Origin of the sequence: Sphingobium vermicomposti (assembly GCF_011762025.1) — a bacterium.
Lineage (GTDB): Bacteria > Pseudomonadota > Alphaproteobacteria > Sphingomonadales > Sphingomonadaceae > Sphingobium > Sphingobium vermicomposti.
The window spans coordinates 608,743-625,943 of the sequence record NZ_JAASQR010000003.1; the positions used below are offsets into that span (position 1 = coordinate 608,743).

The 17,201-nt window shown below is 62.5% G+C and carries 12 protein-coding genes and 1 tRNA gene; 9 read left to right on the forward strand and 4 right to left on the reverse strand.

The window, feature by feature from the left end; all coding sequences use genetic code 11:
- Positions 1-44: 44 nt before the first annotated feature.
- From FHS54_RS12745 to gltB, 5 genes are all read left to right on the forward strand, one after another.
- Positions 45-623 (forward strand): TMEM165/GDT1 family protein, encoded by a 579-nt coding sequence (locus FHS54_RS12745; RefSeq protein ID WP_167304164.1) that lies wholly within the window; start codon positions 45-47, stop codon positions 621-623.
- Positions 624-725: 102 nt separating this feature from the next.
- Complete coding sequence (locus FHS54_RS12750) at positions 726-1,661, forward strand: complex I NDUFA9 subunit family protein (protein ID WP_208404896.1); 936 nt, start codon at positions 726-728, stop codon at positions 1,659-1,661.
- Between the two features lie 176 nt (positions 1,662-1,837).
- Entirely contained in the window at positions 1,838-2,647 is an 810-nt protein-coding gene (locus tag FHS54_RS12755; RefSeq protein ID WP_167304166.1) for an undecaprenyl-diphosphate phosphatase, read from the forward strand.
- Positions 2,648-2,813: 166 nt separating this feature from the next.
- Positions 2,814-4,265 (forward strand): NAD(P)-dependent oxidoreductase, encoded by a 1,452-nt coding sequence (locus FHS54_RS12760; protein WP_167304167.1) that lies wholly within the window; start codon positions 2,814-2,816, stop codon positions 4,263-4,265.
- Between the two features lie 97 nt (positions 4,266-4,362).
- Positions 4,363-8,898 (forward strand): glutamate synthase large subunit, encoded by a 4,536-nt coding sequence (gltB, locus tag FHS54_RS12765; RefSeq protein WP_167304168.1) that lies wholly within the window; start codon positions 4,363-4,365, stop codon positions 8,896-8,898.
- Between the two features lie 69 nt (positions 8,899-8,967).
- Here the strand turns inward: gltB and FHS54_RS12770 are convergent, their stop codons facing one another.
- Positions 8,968-9,450: a hypothetical protein gene (locus FHS54_RS12770; protein ID WP_167304169.1), complete on the reverse strand. Its 483-nt coding sequence runs from the start codon at positions 9,448-9,450 to the stop codon at positions 8,968-8,970.
- A gap of 149 nt (positions 9,451-9,599) precedes the next feature.
- Here FHS54_RS12770 and FHS54_RS12775 point away from each other — a divergent pair.
- The 4 genes from FHS54_RS12775 to FHS54_RS12790 all read left to right on the forward strand — a co-directional run bounded on the left by FHS54_RS12775 (position 9,600) and on the right by FHS54_RS12790 (position 14,315).
- Positions 9,600-9,686 (forward strand) — tRNA-Leu (locus FHS54_RS12775).
- A 241-nt stretch (positions 9,687-9,927) separates the two neighbouring features.
- The gene (locus FHS54_RS12780; protein ID WP_167304170.1) at positions 9,928-12,237 is read left to right on the forward strand and encodes an FdhF/YdeP family oxidoreductase; all 2,310 of its coding nucleotides are present in this window, start codon (positions 9,928-9,930) and stop codon (positions 12,235-12,237) included.
- Positions 12,227-12,997: a formate dehydrogenase accessory sulfurtransferase FdhD gene (gene fdhD / locus FHS54_RS12785; RefSeq protein ID WP_167304171.1), complete on the forward strand. Its 771-nt coding sequence runs from the start codon at positions 12,227-12,229 to the stop codon at positions 12,995-12,997. Before FHS54_RS12780 ends, fdhD begins: the two co-directional genes overlap by 11 nt.
- Positions 12,998-13,073: 76 nt before the next feature.
- Positions 13,074-14,315, forward strand: coding sequence for a dicarboxylate/amino acid:cation symporter (locus FHS54_RS12790; RefSeq protein WP_167304172.1), 1,242 nt, complete (start codon positions 13,074-13,076; stop codon positions 14,313-14,315).
- A gap of 65 nt (positions 14,316-14,380) precedes the next feature.
- Here FHS54_RS12790 and FHS54_RS12795 read toward each other — a convergent pair whose 3' ends face one another.
- The 3 genes from FHS54_RS12795 to FHS54_RS12805 all read right to left on the reverse strand — a co-directional run bounded on the left by FHS54_RS12795 (position 14,381) and on the right by FHS54_RS12805 (position 17,197).
- Positions 14,381-16,063, reverse strand: a complete 1,683-nt coding sequence (locus FHS54_RS12795) for a GMC oxidoreductase (protein WP_167304173.1) — start codon at positions 16,061-16,063, stop codon at positions 14,381-14,383.
- 14 nt (positions 16,064-16,077) lie between these two features.
- On the reverse strand, positions 16,078-16,722 hold the full coding sequence (locus FHS54_RS12800; RefSeq protein WP_167304174.1) for a gluconate 2-dehydrogenase subunit 3 family protein: 645 nt from the start codon (positions 16,720-16,722) through the stop codon (positions 16,078-16,080).
- Positions 16,723-16,828: 106 nt separating this feature from the next.
- On the reverse strand, positions 16,829-17,197 hold the full coding sequence (locus FHS54_RS12805; protein ID WP_425057314.1) for a c-type cytochrome: 369 nt from the start codon (positions 17,195-17,197) through the stop codon (positions 16,829-16,831).
- Positions 17,198-17,201 lie beyond the last annotated feature (4 nt).

Consider the following 17,201-nt stretch of genomic DNA (forward strand, 5'->3'; position numbering starts at 1 on the left):
GTGACATTGCGTCTTCACCTATCGCCCGGCCCGGATATCCGTTCATGGAAGCCCTGACCACCTCCACAGCCCTCGTCGCGCTCGCCGAAATGGGCGACAAGACGCAGCTACTGGCCATGCTGCTCGCCACCCGCTTTCGCCGCCCCCTGCCCATCATCCTGGGTATATTGGTAGCGACGCTGGCCAATCATTTCCTCGCCGCGCTCGTCGGCCATTCCATTGCTGATGTGCTGGACCAGGGGTGGTTTCGCTACGCGGTCGCGGCCAGCTTCGTCCTGATGGCCGGCTGGACCTTGATCCCCGATACGTTCGATGAGGATGAACCGATCAAGGCACCTGGGCGAGCGGGCGTTTTCGTTACCACGCTGATCGCCTTTTTTCTGGTGGAAATGGGCGACAAGACGCAGATCGCCACCGTGGCGCTGGGCGCGCAGTTTGAAAATCTGTTCGCCGTCACGACGGGGACGACATTGGGCATGATGATCGCCAATGTCCCCGCCGTGCTGTTTGGCGAGGCATTGGCGAAAAAGGTGCCGATGCGCGCGCTTCAGGTCGCTGCGGCGCTGCTGTTCCTGGGGCTTGGCCTGTGGATGATCGCTGACCTTCAGGGCTGGGTCGGCTAAAAAAGGAACGCGCCAGCCGTCGCAGCGGTTGTCAGCGAGCGGCGGCTGTTGCAAGGGGAAGGCAAGGTCATTTCCCCAATCAGGACAGGCATGGAACACGCGATGAAGGACAGTCTGGTTACAGTCTTTGGCGGCGGCGGCTTCCTGGGTCGGCATGTCGCACAGATGCTGATGGAACGCGGCGCACGCGTCCGTATTGCGCAGCGCGATCTGGCATCGGCGATGCGTGTGCAACCGCTGGGCGGACTTGGCCAGAAGCAGTTCGTCGCGGCCGACATCCGCAAGCCGCAGAACGTCGCGCGCGCCATTGCTGGCAGCGACATGGTGATCAATCTGGTCGGCGTGCTGAACGGTGATTTCGAGGGATCGCATCATGACGGCGCGGCCAACGTCGCCAAGGCGGCGGCCGACGCCGGTGTCCGGGCGCTGGTCCATGTGTCCGCCATCGGGGCCGACCCGCAGAGTCCGTCCGCCTATGGCCGGTCGAAAGCAGCGGGCGAGGCAGCGGTCAACGCGGCCTTCCCGCAGGCGACGATTATCCGTCCGTCCATCCTGTTCGGACCCGAAGACCAGTTTCTCAACCGTTTTGCCCAGCTGATCAGCAGCTTGCCGGTCGTGCCGGTGATCGGGGCCGAAACGAAGTTCCAGCCGGTCTTTGTCGGCGACGTGGCGCAGGCAATCGCCCAGGCCGTTGACAAGCCCGGCCTTCATGGCGGCAAAACCTATGAGCTGGGCGGGCCAAAACAGCTCAGCATGATGGAACTCAACCGCTGGATCGCCAAGGTCATCGGACGCCAGCGCTCATTCATCGCGATGCCAGCGTCGGTCGCTTCGATGATCGCGGGGCTGGGTTTTCTGCCTGGCGCGCCCATCACCCGTGACCAATATGCGATGCTTCAAAAGGATAATGTCGTATCCACCGGCGCGCCGGGCCTGGCTGAACTGGGCGTCAACGCCACGCCCATGGAGGCGGTCGCGGAAGGCTGGCTCATCCGCTATCGGCGTCACGGCCGTTTCGCCGGACGCGTCAAGGACTGAGCGGTAGCGTCCGGCCTGTCGCCCTCTTTCTTCGGCGGGGCGACAGGCGGATGCGACCGACCGTGCACGCAACCGCATTGCGCCCGCCCTTCGCTTCTGCACAATAAGGCGACCTTTCCACGCCACCCCGACCGGGGTGCGACCCTCCTTTCCAGCGCTAAGGATCAGACACGCCCATGGACCTGCATTATCTGACGGTAATCCTGCTGGGCATTGTCGAAGGGCTGACCGAATTTCTGCCGGTATCCTCGACCGGGCATCTTATCCTGGCCAGCGAGCTGCTGGGCTATGATGCTTCAACCTGGGCCATGTTCAACATCATCATCCAGCTGGGGGCAATCCTGGCCGTGGTCGTGCTGTACTGGCGCACGTTCTGGGCTGTAGCACTGGGACTGCTGGGCAAGGAGCCGACCAGCTGGCGTTTCGTGCGCAACCTGCTGATCGCCTTCATACCCTCGGCGGTGATCGGCTTGGCGCTGCATGACTTTATCGAAACGCTGCTGGGCGCGCCCAGGGTGGTCGCTTGGGCGCTGATCGTCGGCGGCGTGGCAATCCTGCTGATCGAACGGATGGTCAAGACGGAGCGTTTCCACGGCATCGCGGACATTCCGCTGGCGCGGGTCATCGGCATCGGCTTCATCCAATGCATATCGATGATCCCGGGGGTCAGTCGATCGGGCGCGACCATCATGGGCGCGCTGGCGCTGGGGGTCGAACGGCGGACCGCCGCCGAATTCAGTTTCTTCCTGGCGGTCCCGACCATGCTGGGGGCAAGCACGCTGGAGCTGCTCAAGAAAGGCGACCAGATCACCTCCGCCACCGTTGGTTGGGGCAGCATTGCCCTGGGCTTTGCGGTTTCCTTCATCGTAGCACTGCTGGTGATCCGCTGGTTTGTCGGCTTGGTGTCACGGCATGGATTTGCACCTTTCGCCTGGTATCGGATCATCGCGGGGGTTTGCGCCCTGCTGTGGTTGACATGGAGATAGTTCCGATACGGACCTTGTTTTCATAGGTTATGGGACATAAGCGTCAGCAAAGTGTTCAGTCGGCGACATATTAGGTCACCTATTATGACCCAATTTTCAGAATCCCCGTGACTCTGGGGGTTTTTCTGCTATGTGCACTCCTGACTTCATTTTCGCAGGACTCATCATGGCAGACTCTCCGATGCTGAAATTCGTGGGAACGGGCCAAGCCTATCCCGAGAAGCGTTCGGCCGACGATCGCGCCGACGATTTTCTCGAAATCAGCCGCAGCTTTCTGCTCGAAAGGGCAGAGGAGCAGGCGGCACGCTGTTCGCAATGCGGCGTACCCTATTGTTCGACCCATTGTCCGCTGCACAACCATATTCCAGACTGGCTGCGCCTGACGGCCGAGGGTCGGCTGCGCGAGGCTTATGAACTCAGCAATCTGACCAGCACCATGCCGGAAATCTGCGGTCGCATCTGCCCGCAGGATCGCCTGTGCGAAGGCAATTGCGTCATCGAATTTTCGGGTCATGGCGCGGTGACTATCGGCAGCGTCGAAAAATTCATCACCGACACCGCCTGGAAGGAAGGCTGGGTCGAACCGCTGGTGCCCGGCAAGCCGCTTGGCCAGTCGGTCGGCGTCATCGGCGCGGGTCCGGCGGGCCTTACGACTGCCGAATATCTGCGTGTCGCGGGCTATGAAGTGCATGTCTATGACCGGCATGACCGCGCGGGCGGGCTGCTGACCTACGGCATTCCCGGCTTCAAGCTGGAAAAGGATGTCGTCATGCGCCGGGTCCAGCGCCTGAAGGATGGCGGCATCATCTTCCATGAGGGCTTTGAGGTTGGTCGCGACGCAACGATGGAAGAATTGCGTGACCGCCATGACGCCATCCTGATTGCAACTGGCGTCTACAAGCCGCGCGACATCAAGGCACCAGGCGTCGGCGCTGCGGGCATCGTCAAGGCACTCGACTTTCTGACGGCCTCCAACAGGGCCGGGTTCGGCGACGTCGTACCGGAACATGAAGACGGCACCCTGCACGCCAGTGGCAAGAAGGTGGTCGTCATTGGTGGTGGCGACACCGCGATGGATTGCGTGCGCACCGCCATTCGCCAGGGCGCGACGTCCGTAAAATGCCTCTACCGTCGTGACCGGGACAATATGCCCGGATCGCAGCGTGAGGTGCAGAATGCCGAGGAGGAAGGCGTCGAGTTCGTCTGGCTTTCCGCACCCATCGCCTTTGAAGGTACTGAACATGTAACAGGGGTCAAGGTGACCAAGATGCGCCTGGGTCAGCCCGACGCCTCTGGCCGCCGCGCGCCTGAGGCTGATCCAGGCACGGAATATTCGCTGGACGCCGACCTGGTCATCAAGGCGCTGGGCTATGACCCCGAAGAACTGCCCAAGCTGTTTGGCGCAGAGGACCTGTCGGTCACCCGCTGGGGCACGCTGCGCGTCGATCACAAGACGATGATGACCAGCATGGATGGCGTGTTCGCGGCGGGCGACATCGTGCGCGGCGCGTCGCTGGTGGTCTGGGCCATCCGTGACGGGCGCGACGTGACCGAACATATGCACCGCTATCTGAAGGCGAAAGCCAAGGTAGCGGCAGGCGAGAGAGTCGCCGCCTAAAAAGACAGAGCAATCAGCCCGTTCGGTTCGAGCTTGTCGAGAACGTGGCATTAGACTTGCGACAGGCTCGAACCGACGGATTTACGAGGAGGCATTCATGGCCAACACCCCCTATATGGCGAGCCCCGAAGAGCGCGCGCGCCTTGCTGCCGAGGGCATGTACCACCCGGAGATGGAAGGCGATGCTTGCGGCGTGGGCCTCGTCGCCGCAACGGACGGCCTCCCCAGCCGCCGTGTCGTCGCTTCGGCCATCGATGCGCTGAAGGCGGTTTGGCACCGTGGCGCGGTCGACGCGGACGGCAAGACCGGCGACGGCGCGGGCATCCATGTCGATCTGCCGGTGCGGTTCTTTGACGATGCGATTGCGGATTCAGGCCATAAGCCCCTCCCCAACCGCCTGGCCGTCGGCATGATCTTCCTGCCGCGCACGGATCTGAGCGCGCAGGAAAGCTGCCGCACGATCGTTGAGTCCGAGATCATCGACGCGGGCTACACCATCTATGGCTGGCGTCAGGTGCCGGTCGACGTGTCCGTCATCGGCGAAAAGGCGCAGCGCACACGGCCTGAGATCGAGCAGATCATGATCGCCGGACCGATGCCGGAGGAGCGCGATCAGGTCGAGTTTGAAAAGGACCTCTACCTCATCCGCCGCCGGATCGAGAAGAAGGTGATCGCCGCGCAGATCCAGGATTTCTACATCTGCTCGCTGTCGTGCCGCTCGATCATCTACAAGGGGCTGTTCCTCGCCGAATCGCTGTCCGTCTTTTACCCGGATTTGCAGGACGAACGGTTCGAGAGCCGCGTTGCGATCTTCCACCAGCGTTATTCGACCAACACCTTCCCACAATGGTGGCTGGCCCAGCCGTTCCGCACGCTCGCGCATAATGGTGAGATCAACACCATTCGCGGCAACAAGAACTGGATGAAGAGCCACGAGATCAAAATGGCTTCGCTGGCCTTCGGGGATCATAGCGAAGACATCAAGCCCGTGATCCCGGCTGGCGCGTCCGACACCGCAGCGCTGGACGCCGTGTTCGAGGCGATCTGCCGTTCGGGCCGCGACGCGCCGACGGCGAAGCTGATGCTGGTGCCCGAAGCATGGCAGGCGGCGTCGAACGAAACGCCGCAGTCGCACATGGACATGTATGAATATCTCGCGTCCGTGATGGAGCCGTGGGACGGCCCCGCTGCGCTGGCGATGACCGATGGCCGCTGGGTCGTGGCAGGCGTCGATCGGAACGCGCTGCGTCCGCTACGCTACACTTTGACGGGCGACAATCTGCTGATCGTGGGTTCGGAAACCGGCATGGTCGTCGTTCCCGAAGCCACCATCGTGCGCAAGGGGCGCATGGGTCCGGGGCAGATGATCGCCGTCGACCTCGCAGAAGGCGTGCTTTACGACGACCGGGAGATCAAGGATCAGATAGCGGCCGAGCGCCCCTATGCCGAGTTGATCAAGGATTTCATGCGGATGGATAACCTGCCGCAGGCGCAAGGTGGCCAGCCACAGTGGGACAAGGCGGAACTGACGCGTCGCCAGGTAGCGGCGAACCTGACGCTGGAGGATATGGAGCTGATCCTCGCCCCGATGGTCGAGGATGCCAAGGAAGCCATCGGCTCGATGGGCGACGACACCCCGCTGGCCGTCATTTCCGACAAGCCGCGCACCGTCAGCCATTTCTTCCGCCAGAATTTCAGCCAGGTTACGAACCCGCCGATCGATTCCCTGCGCGAACGGCATGTGATGAGCCTGCGCACGCGCTTTTCCAACCTGCACAACATATTGGAGCAGGACACGCAGAACAGCCATGTGCTGGTGCTGGATTCCCCGGTTCTGATCTCGTCCGAATGGGCGCGGCTGAAGGCACATTTCGGCCCGGCGGTGGCGGAAATCGACTGCACCTTCCCGGCGGACGGCGGCCAGGAACAGCTGCGCGCGGCCATTGCCCGTATCCGCGAAGAGGCGGAGCAGGCCGTGCGGGAGGGTCGGACCGAAATCTTCCTGACAGACGAGCATGTAAATGCGGACCGGGTCGCCATCGCAGGCGTGCTCGCGGCAGCGGCGGTGCACACGCATCTCGTCCGCAAGGGGCTGCGCAGCTACGCGTCGATCAACGTGCGGTGCGCCGAAGCGCTCGATACCCATTATTTCGCAGTGTTGATCGGCGTTGGTGCGACCACCGTGAACGCCTATCTGGCCGAGGCGAGCATTGCCGATCGGCATGCACGCGGCCTGTTCGGCGACCTGACGCTGGAAGCCTGCTTCGAACGGTTCCGCGTCGCCATCAACGAAGGCTTGCTGAAGATCATGTCCAAAATGGGCATCGCGGTCATCAGCAGCTATCGCGGCGGCTATAATTTCGAAGCGGTGGGCCTGTCCCGTGCGCTGGTCAACGACCTGTTCCCCGGCATGCCCGCCAAAATTTCGGGCGAAGGCTATGCTTCGCTGCATCATAACGCCGTGCTGCGGCATGAGGCGGCCTATGACAGCGCGGTCGTTCGCCTGCCGGTCGGCGGCTTCTACCGTCAACGCAATGGCGGTGAAAGCCACGCTTATTCGGCACAGCTGATGCACCTGTTGCAGACGGCTGTCGGGAGCGATAGCTATTCGACCTATCTGCAATTTGCGCGCGGGGTGCGCGACCTGCCGCCGGTCTATCTGCGCGACCTCTTAGAGTTCAACTTCGCCCGCGAAGCCGTGCCGATCGACGAGGTCGAGGCGACCACGGAAATTCGCAAGCGGTTCGTGACGCCCGGCATGTCGCTTGGCGCGCTTTCGCCCGAAGCGCATGAGACTTTGGCGATCGCCATGAACCGCATCGGTGCCAAGGCCGTGTCGGGCGAAGGCGGCGAGGATGCGACCCGTTTCAAGCCATATGAGAATGGCGACAATGCCAACAGCGTGATCAAGCAGATCGCGTCGGGCCGTTTTGGCGTCCATGCCGAATATCTGGGGTCCGCCGAGGAAATTGAAATCAAGGTCGCACAGGGCGCCAAGCCCGGCGAGGGCGGCCAGCTACCCGGCTTCAAGGTGACCGAGTTCATCGCGAAGCTCCGTCATTCGACGCCCGGCGTGATGCTGATCTCGCCGCCGCCGCACCATGACATCTATTCGATCGAGGATCTGGCGCAGCTCATTTACGACTGCAAGATGATCAACCCGCGCGCGCGGGTCTGCGTGAAGCTGGTCAGCCAGGCGGGCATCGGCACGGTCGCGGCGGGCGTGGCCAAAGCCCATGCGGACGTCATCCTGATCGCGGGCCATGTCGGCGGCACCGGCGCTTCGCCGCAGACGTCGATAAAATATGCCGGCACCCCTTGGGAAATGGGCCTGTCGGAAGCCAACCAGGTGCTGACCCTCAACGGCCTGCGCCATCGGGTAAAGCTGCGCACCGACGGGGGGCTCAAGACCGGGCGCGACATCGTGATCGCGGCGATCCTGGGCGCGGAGGAGTTCGGCATCGGTACATTGTCGCTGGTGGCGATGGGTTGCATCATGGTGCGTCAGTGCCACAGCAACACCTGTCCCGTGGGCGTCTGCGTGCAGGATGAAAAGCTGCGCGAAAAGTTCACCGGCACGCCGGAGAAGGTCATCAACCTCATGACCTTCATCGCCGAGGAAGTGCGCGAAATCCTCGCTCGCCTGGGCTATCGCAGCCTGGACGAGGTGATCGGGCGGACGGAACTGCTCAAGCAGATCAATCGGGGTGCCGAGCATCTGGACGATCTCGACCTCAATCCGATTCTGGCAAAGGTGGATGCGCCCGACGAACAGCGGCGCTTCAGCCTGACGGAATGGCGCAACGAAGTGCCAGACAGCCTGGACGCGCAGATGATGCGCGACGCCAAGGCCGTGTTCGAACGGGGCGAAAAGATGCAGCTGACCTACACGGTCCGCAACACGCATCGCGCCGTGGGCACGCGACTGTCGGCTGCCGTGACCGAGCGGTTCGGCATGTCGACTCTGGCGGACGGCCACCTGACCGTGCGGCTGCGTGGTTCTGCGGGCCAGTCGCTGGGCGCGTTCCTGTGCAAGGGGATCACGTTGGAGGTCTTTGGCGACGCCAACGATTATGTCGGCAAGGGTCTGTCGGGTGGCACCATCGTCGTGCGCACAACCGTGTCCTCGCCGCTGACCAGCAAGGACAACACCATCATCGGCAACACCGTCCTCTACGGCGCGACTGCGGGTAAGCTGTTCGCGGCGGGTCAGGCGGGCGAACGCTTTGCTGTCCGCAATTCGGGCGCGCAGGTGGTGGTCGAAGGCTGCGGTGCCAATGGCTGCGAATATATGACCGGCGGCACTGCGGTGATCCTCGGTCGGACAGGTGCGAATTTCGGCGCGGGCATGACCGGCGGCATGGCCTTCATCCTGGACGAGGATGGCAGCTTTGGCACGCGGGCCAACCCGGAAAGCATCATCTGGCAGCGGCTCGACAGCGCCCATTGGGAGGCACAGCTCAAGGCTCTGATCGCCGAACATGCGGTGACGACCGATAGCAAATGGTCGAACACGATCCTGGACGATTGGGACCGCTGGCGGCGCTATTTCTGGCAGGTTTGCCCCAAAGAAATGGTGCACCGCCTCGTCCATCCGCTGAGCGATGCTCCAGCGGTCGTCGCTGCGGAATAAGAGGCGGCAAGTTCAGCCCTTGTCGATCGCCCTCTGATCTACTGGGCGCATCGGCACGGTCGGCTGGGCTTAGGGAATAGCGATAGACGGCTGAAAACGCCCCGGCGCAGCCGGAACGCCCTGCACGATCCGCATCGGGTGTGGCGCGGGGGTATCGCCATTTGCAAAGCGATCTATGTTCTCGGGCAGTTGATGCACCTGAGGAGGTGCATGGTCGCGCGCATCCGTCAGCAAATCTTCCGGCCGGTTCGGTTCCTGCGCGTCATAATCCTGAACCATCGGATCGTCATAGCCGTTCCAGGTTGCGGAAGCGGCATAATATTGCCGCTCCGCCAATGTTGGCCCGCAACCGGTGCATTTGACCTCCTGGGGTCCGTTCAACGCCCTGAGGTCCTGCGTTGCCGTTTGCCGCTCCTCGTAAACGAAACTGCTGTCGTCATAGGTTGAAATGGCCGCTCGTGGCGGCGTTGTAGCGTAGAGGCCAAGGCTCAACCCGCCAGCCAAGGCCGCACCCGCGCTTGCCACGCTGAACAACCAGAATCGAACCGACATGGCGACATCCTCCATCGTCTATTCCGTGCCCGCCATCGCTGACGCGGAAAAGAAAACGCACGGGAAGATCGGTTGTTGCATGGCGCGAAAGCCTTTGCTAAGGGCCGCCTCCTACCAGGTGCCGGCCCCGCCGGTTTCCCTTGAGATGTGCGGTCGTGGCGGAACTGGTAGACGCGCAACGTTGAGGTCGTTGTGGCCGAAAGGCCGTGGAAGTTCGAGTCTTCTCGACCGCACCATCCAGTCTGGAAAAGCTCCCCCACCGGGGGAACACCTATTACAGCAGCGCCCACTTTCGGCGCGGTTCCTCCACATTTCGCACGTGCCAATTCGGCAGTGCGTTCGTATCGCCTTCGCGGGCGGGTGCAGGGCTGTCAGCTTTGTCGCGCTTTTCGCTATCGCCATCACCACCGTCTATGCGACGTTGGTTTGATGGGTTTATCCAAGAGCGCAATAAGGCGGGGGATTGAGGAGGCGCGAATGGCCAAGGAAGATGCAAATCAGATTGCGGCTCACGAGCCGATCCGTGGCGTGGAACCCTATGACGGTCCTGCCGGCGGCTGGGGAGCATTGAAGGCCGTAGCAATGGCCATTCGCGATCAGATGGGGACATCTACAGATACGCGTGCGCTGCTGAAGATGAACCAGCCGACCGGCTTCGACTGCCCCGGCTGTGCCTGGCCCGACCCTCAAAAAACATCGTCTTTTGAATTTTGCGAAAACGGCGCGAAGGCTGTCACTTGGGAAGCCACGGCCAAGCGCGTGGATGTCGCATTCTTCGCCCGACACAGCGCTACGGCTCTTTGGGAATGGAGCGATCATCAACTCGAAGATGCGGGTCGGCTGACCCATCCATTGGCCTATGACAGCGATAGCGATCATTTCGTGCCCATAGGCTGGGATGAGGCGTTCGCCCGCATCGGCGCGGGCCTGCGCGCCCTGGACGATCCCAACCAGGCCGAATTCTACTGTTCGGGCCGCGCCTCTAATGAGGCTGCATTCCTGTATCAACTGATGGTGCGCGCCTATGGCACGAACAATTTCCCTGACTGTTCCAACATGTGCCACGAAGGAACCAGCGTCGGTCTGCCCCAGTCGATCGGCGTCGGCAAGGGAACGGTGACCCTGGATGATTTCGACGAAACCGACGCGATCTTCTGCATCGGCCATAATCCCGGCACCAATCACCCCCGCATGCTGTCAACCCTCAGCGCCGCCGCCCGCCGCGGTGTGCCGATCGTCGTCGCCAATCCGATGAAGGAACGCGGGCTTGAGCGGTTCAAGTCGCCGCAGCATCCAACCGAGATGTTATCCCCCAGCTCGACCCAACTCGCCTCGGCCTATCATCAGGTCCGGGTCGGCGGCGACAGCGCCATGCTGAAGGGCATGATGAAGGCGCTGTTCGAGGCCGACGCCGCCGATCTGGCAGCCGGAGGGGCCGGCCTTCTGGACCGTGCGTTCATCGCCGAACATACTCTGGGCATCACGGACCTTCGCAAAGATGTGGAAGCGACCGGATGGGAGGAAATCACCCGCCGCTCTGGCCTGTCCAAGCGTGCCATTGAGAGCATGGCGGAAATATATTGGAAGGCCGAACGGGTCATCCTCTGCTATGGCATGGGCATTACCCAGCATGCCAATGGCACGGCCAATGTGCAGGAACTGGCCAACCTGCTCCTCCTGCGCGGCAATATGGGCAAGCCGGGCGCGGGCATCTGCCCGCTCCGGGGCCATAGCAACGTGCAGGGTGACCGCACTGTTGGCATCACCGAAATCCCCGGCGAAGCAATGTTGGAGCGGCTCGACGCCCATTTCGGCATCACCAGTCCGCGCGCGCATGGCCATGCCGCAGTCGAATCGCTCCAAGCGATGCGGGAGGGGAAATCGAAGGCTCTTATCTCGCTCGGCGGCAATCTGGCCGTCGCCATGCCCGACCCGGATGCCTGCTTCGAAGCGTTTCGCAAACTCGACCTCTCCGTCAACATCCTCACCAAGTTCAACCGAACCTGCCTGCTCCTTGCGAAAGAAACCATCATATTGCCTTGCCTGGGGCGCACGGAACTCGACGAGCAGGCAGAGGGGCCGCAATGGATCACGGTCGAAGATTCCATGTCGATGGTTCACGCCTCGCGCGGTTTTCTAAAGCCTGCTGCATCCGACCTGAAGTCCGAACCGGCGATCGTTGCAGGCATGGCCAAGGCGACACTGCCCGACAGCGCCATCCCGTGGGACTGGCTGGTCGCCGACTATGATCGCATCCGCGACGCCATCGAGGCGGTGTTCCCCGATTTTCGCGATTTCAACACCCGTGTCCGTCAGAAGGGCGGCTTTCGACTGACGGTTGGTGCCTCGGAGCGCAAATGGAACACGCCGTCGGGCAAAGCCCATTTCCTTGTCCATCCGCTCACAGGAGCATCGGGCGAGGAAGGCGCGCTGATCCTCACGACCATCCGAAGCCATGACCAGTATAATACCACCATCTATGGGCTGAACGATCGCTATCGCGGGATCACCGGTCGCCGCGACGTGATCTTCGCCCATGCCGATGATCTTGCCGACCGGGGCCTGGCGCATGGCGACCTGGTCGATATCCACGCCGGGCCGGGCAGGTCGCTCAATGGCTATACGGTCGTCGCCCACGACATCGCGCGCCGATCCCTTGCGGCTTATTATCCTGAAGCCAATTGCCTCGTCCAGCTGGACGATCATGACCGATCGAGCGGCACGCCATCCTATAAGTCGGTAAGGGTGACGATGGCACACAGTAGCTTGGCCGCGAATGCCGCCTGACGCGACATTCGACCTGATCGAGACCAGCGGAGGGCGCTTCACCCAGTCGCGGGCGATTGCAGAGGAAGTCCCGGTTGCGATTGAACCGGGCGGCATCGGCTATGCCGTACTGATGGCGACGGCAGAGGATCTGGAAGATCTGGCCTATGGTTTCGCATGGAGCGAACGGCTGATCGACGGACCTCATCAGGTGCAGGGCGTCGATGTCCACCACGCAGAGGATGGCGTGATCCTGCGCATTGGGCTTTCCGTCGAGATGCAACCGCGCATTCATGATCGCGTCCGGCATCGGACATCGGAATCTTCATGCGGTCTTTGCGGCCTGGAAAATCTTGAACAGGCCATGCGCCCATTGCCGCGCTTGGCCGATTCCGCAACTATTGCGGAGGGTCCGATCTTTGCGGCGCTGGCGGCGCTGAACGACCATCAGCCGCTCAATCAGGCCACCGGCGGCGTTCATGCGGCAGCGCTGTGCGCGCCAAACGGGCAGATCAGATTGGTCCGGGAGGATGTCGGCCGCCACAATGCTTTCGACAAATTAGTGGGCGCGATGTTGCGTCAGGGGTTGGCGTGGGACGGCGGCTTTGCCCTCCTATCCTCCCGCTGCTCCTACGAGTTGGTGGAGAAGGCCGTCTTGTCGGGCTGCCCGACGCTTGTCACGATCTCAGCGCCCACCACATTGGCCCTTCGCCGGGCACAGGATGCGAATCTGCGCCTCTATGTCCTGGCGCGGCCTGACAGTGTGCTCCGCGCGCGATGACGCGCATATCGAGCGGGATGTTGGCGGGCGCTGGTCATGGTGGGATTAGGATGATGATCGAAATCAGGGCAGGTGGATGTTGAGTCCCGTCAGGGTGCGGCCGCTTTGGCTGATGGTCGGGCTGGTGGTGGGCCTAGCCGCAGGCATGATGATTGGCGGCAGGCTGGGGCAGTTGCTGGGTGGGATATTGCATCCCCTGGGTAGCCTCTGGCTGGACGCGTTGACCATGACCGTCGTCCCGCTGGTCTTTGGCTTGCTGGTTTCAGCGGTGGGGGCGGCTTCACGCAGGGCGGCCGCTGGCAAAACCACTATGCGCGCGTTGATCCTGTTCGGGTTGATGCTGGTCATGGCCACCATGGTGGCGGCTGGGCTTGCCGAGGGCATATTGCGGTTTTGGCCCGTGACGCAGGGAACGCTTCAGGGCGTGAGCGCGCCTTTGCCCGCCCCGTCGCCTGGCCAATGGTATCAAACCATCGTTCCTCCCAATCCGATCAAGGCTGCCGCAGAGATGGCGATGGTGCCGCTGGTGGTCTTCGCCCTCTTTCTGGGCTTCGCCTCTGCCCGGATTTCGGAAGATTCGGCTGAATCTTTGTTGAAGCCCCTGCAAGGACTGGTCGATGCCATGCTGGTGATCGTCGGCTGGGTACTGGCAGTCGGTCCGATCGGCATCGGCGCGCTGGCATTTGGCGCTGGCGCACGGCTTGGTGCGAATGTGCTGGGGACGCTGGGCCAGTATGTGGTGGTCGTGGCGGCCTGCTGCCTCGCTGCCACGCTGCTCGCTTATATATGGGCCACGGTAGCCGGCGGAGTTTCGCCGCGACGTTTCGCGCGCGCCGCGCTGCCGGCTCAGACGGTGGCGCTGGGGACGCAATCTTCACTCGCGACCCTGCCGGTCATGGTAGAGGCCGCTGACGGGCTAGGCGTTTCGAAAAGAACGGCCGCGATTGTCCTGCCGATGGCAGTGTCATTGTTCCGCGCGGCAAGTGCGGGTGCCAACGTCGCGGTGGCGGTCTTTCTGGCGCATATGCACGGCGTCCCCATCGGACCGGGAGAATTGCTGATCGCTGCGACGGTCGCTGTTCCAGTCAGCCTGGGCGCGGTTGGGCTGCCGGCGCAGGTGTCCTTCTTTGCGACAATCGCCCCGGTCTGCATCGCCATTGGCGTGCCTGTCACCGCACTGCCGCTGCTGCTCGCAATCGAATCCATCCCCGACCTGTTCCGAACCCTGGGTAACGTCACCAGCGACATGGCCGCCGCCTGCGTGGCGGGACATTGGCGGGACACGGACCGTGACTTACCGGGCGGTGAGAAGGACTAAGCTTCACCAATTCGGTCGGCCCCGCCGCGCGCCTGGTGGGTCGACTCCGATGATCGAATCATGCTCTAGATGCGGCCCTCCTTCAGGAACTCCGCAGCATGGTGCGCAGCGCGCGCGCTCAGCGCCATGTAGGTAAGGGAAGGGTTCTGGCACCCGCTGGACGCCATTGCAGCGCCATCGGTGATGAAGAGGTTCGGCACATCATGCGCCTGGTTGAACCCGTTGAGCACGGACTTGGCGGGATCTTTGCCCATGCAGGCGGTCCCCATTTCGTGAATCGCGAGTCCCGGCACCCCCGGATCGGCCACCGAGCCGACAACCGTGCCTCCGCCTGCCTCTATCATTGCCTTGGCGTCCCGCTCGATCGCCGCGCTCATCTTGCGCTCGTTCTCGCCATGCTCGCAGTCGATATGCACGATGGGAATGCCCCATTTGTCCTTGCGGGTGGGGTGTAGTGTCACGCGATTGTTGGGATTGGGCAACATCTCGCCAAAGCCGCCTATGAAAGCCATCCAGGGGCCAAGCTTGCGCGTGCGTTCCTTTAACGGTGCACCGATGCCCGGCGTGGACAATGCGTTGATACGCCAGCCCATGCGCTGCACCCCGCCTTGATAGCCATAGCCGCGCAGGAAATCGCCAGGCTCGCTGACGTTGCGGAAACGCGGAATGTAGAATCCCGTTGGTCGGCGCCCATGATAATAGGTGTCGGGCGCATGCGGCATGAAGCCAAAGGCCGAGACTGCGGTCAAATGATCCATCAGGTAGCGGCCCACCATGTCCGAAGAGTTGGCGAGGCCGTTGGGATTGGCTTCCGATGTCGAATTCAACAGGATTTGCGCGGAAGCAATTGCCGAGGCGCAGCTGAAGATCAGCTTGGCCTCGTAGGTGCGCCCCTGCCCCGTGCTGGTATCCGTCACCCGCACGCCGGTCGCGCGGCCGGTCCTGGGATCGTGGATGATGCTGTGCACGATCGCGTCGGTCACGATCGTCAGGTTGCCGGTTCGCTCGGCTGCGGGCAATGACGAGCTGAGGCTCGAGTGATAGGCACCGTACGAGCAGCCTCGCTGACAGAATTGGCGGTTCTGGCAGCTCGTCCGCCCCAGTTCCTCATGGTGAGGTTGCGCCTGCGACAGGTTGGCCGTTCGACCGGGAATGAGCCGTCGCCCGGGAAAGGCCTTTTCGATCCCGGCCTTGAGCGTCAGTTCCCCGTCATTGAGCGCGAAAGGTGGCAGAAACGCGCCGTCCGGCAACTGGTCAAGCCCTTCCTTCGAACCGGCCACGCCGATGAAGCTTTCGACATGATCGTACCAGGGAGCCAGATCGGCATAACGGATCGGCCAGTCTGAGCCGTGGCCGTCCTTGGCATTGGCCTCGAAATCCATCTCGCTCAGCCGGTAGGATTGACGCCCCCACATGATCGATCGACCGCCAAGGTGATAGCCACGGATCCAGCTGAAGGGCTTGTCACCGGGTGTGGAATAAGGGTGGTCGCTATCCTTTACCCAATATTGCCGGGTCGTCTCGTCGAAAGCGTAACACTGGCTTTGGATCGAGTAATCCTTCGCCAAATCCTCCGCCACCATGTTCTCGTTGGGAATTTCCCACGGCTGCATCCAATCGGTATAGGATGTGCCGTGTTCAAGCTTGCGCCCGCGCTCGATCACCAGGGTTTTCAGTCCGCGCTCGCACAGTTCCTTGGCGGCGATACCGCCGCTCATTCCTGAGCCGATGACGATTGCATCAAACATGTTGCAAACTCCGCTTAAAGCAAGGCGACGCCGCCTTCGGCCCGCGTGTCGGGGGTGACGGGAATCGATGGCTTCCACTCGCCCGGCGAATGTTCGTAGCGAAGGTCGTGCGTGAGCGCCGATTCCGAGAAGTAGAAGGCCACGACGATCAGTTCCTTGAGCTTCGCATAAGCCGGATCGGCTAGTTGCGCGCCCTGGATCAGAGACCCGCTCTGCGAGGATTTCTGCTCGGCTTTACCCTGCTGCGGATCGGCCAGGACGGTCGTGCTATCGACAGGAACGACTGCGGGCGGATTGAGCGCCGCTGCGTCGTGCGCTGCCAGCAATTCGAAGCGCTTCGCAGGCGACAGGGACGCGAAGCCTCCACCGCCGCTGGCCTTGCCCAGCGCATCAATCCGGTCCAGCGCGGCGGTCAACTCGGCGCGCCTTGCGGGGGATGCCCAACTGCCCAGCACGGCATCCACCACCTGCGGTGCGCCCACCTCAACCGCGCCGGACGTGTCGGTCTTGGGGATGATTGTATCCGCCACCGCCACCAGCAACGCGTAGTGCGCCGGATTGAGCTGGCGCGTGCCACCCTCGACGGCGGCGGCGAGCGCCTCCGCTCCGCCGGGCAGCACGGAAACGCCCGCCAATGCCAGCAGGTGCTGCATCAACATGCGTCGATTCATGTCCATCGCGTGCATCATGGCCGGTCTCCCGTTCGCTTGCTATTGGGTAAGCGCTGCCTCCCGCCTTCTCTTCCATTCAGTCGGCACGGCGTCCTCACTTGGCCCCCTGCGCCTTGAGGTAGGCGATGATCGCCGCACGTCGCGCAGGGTCGCCCGTCCCGATCACCATACGGGTTCCGGGCACCTTCTTGGTCGGTGCGGTGATGAACTCATCCAGCGTCTTATCGTCCCAGCGCAGCTTCGCGCCCTTGAATGCGGCAGAATAGTTGAAGCCGGGCACGGATGCAGCTGGACGGCCTACAACGCCGTAGAGATTGGGGCCAACGCCGTTGCGACCGCCCTTTTGGACGACATGACAGGCGCGGCAGGCAGCGAAGGCTGGCGGCGGAGCATTTGGTGCCGACTGGGCCAGAGCGGAAGCGGCATGCGCGGTCAAAGCCGTCGCCGCCAGGATAACGATCAAGCCT

Bases quoted from the DNA above. Each gene is read 5' to 3' on its own strand.
- FHS54_RS12750 (WP_208404896.1), top strand. From the start codon at position 726: ATGAAGGACAGTCTGGTTACAGTCTTTGGCGGCGGCGGCTTCCTGGGT.
- gltB (WP_167304168.1), top strand. From the start codon at position 4,363: ATGGCCAACACCCCCTATATGGCGAGCCCCGAAGAGCGCGCGCGCCTT.
- FHS54_RS12800 (WP_167304174.1), bottom strand. From the start codon at position 16,722: ATGTTGATGCAGCACCTGCTGGCATTGGCGGGCGTTTCCGTGCTGCCC.
- FHS54_RS12755 (WP_167304166.1), top strand. From the start codon at position 1,838: ATGGACCTGCATTATCTGACGGTAATCCTGCTGGGCATTGTCGAAGGG.
- FHS54_RS12745 (WP_167304164.1), top strand. From the start codon at position 45: ATGGAAGCCCTGACCACCTCCACAGCCCTCGTCGCGCTCGCCGAAATG.
- fdhD (WP_167304171.1), top strand. From the start codon at position 12,227: ATGCCGCCTGACGCGACATTCGACCTGATCGAGACCAGCGGAGGGCGC.
- FHS54_RS12770 (WP_167304169.1), bottom strand. From the start codon at position 9,450: ATGTCGGTTCGATTCTGGTTGTTCAGCGTGGCAAGCGCGGGTGCGGCC.
- FHS54_RS12760 (WP_167304167.1), top strand. From the start codon at position 2,814: ATGGCAGACTCTCCGATGCTGAAATTCGTGGGAACGGGCCAAGCCTAT.
- FHS54_RS12790 (WP_167304172.1), top strand. From the start codon at position 13,074: ATGTTGAGTCCCGTCAGGGTGCGGCCGCTTTGGCTGATGGTCGGGCTG.
- FHS54_RS12780 (WP_167304170.1), top strand. From the start codon at position 9,928: ATGGCCAAGGAAGATGCAAATCAGATTGCGGCTCACGAGCCGATCCGT.
- FHS54_RS12795 (WP_167304173.1), bottom strand. From the start codon at position 16,063: ATGTTTGATGCAATCGTCATCGGCTCAGGAATGAGCGGCGGTATCGCC.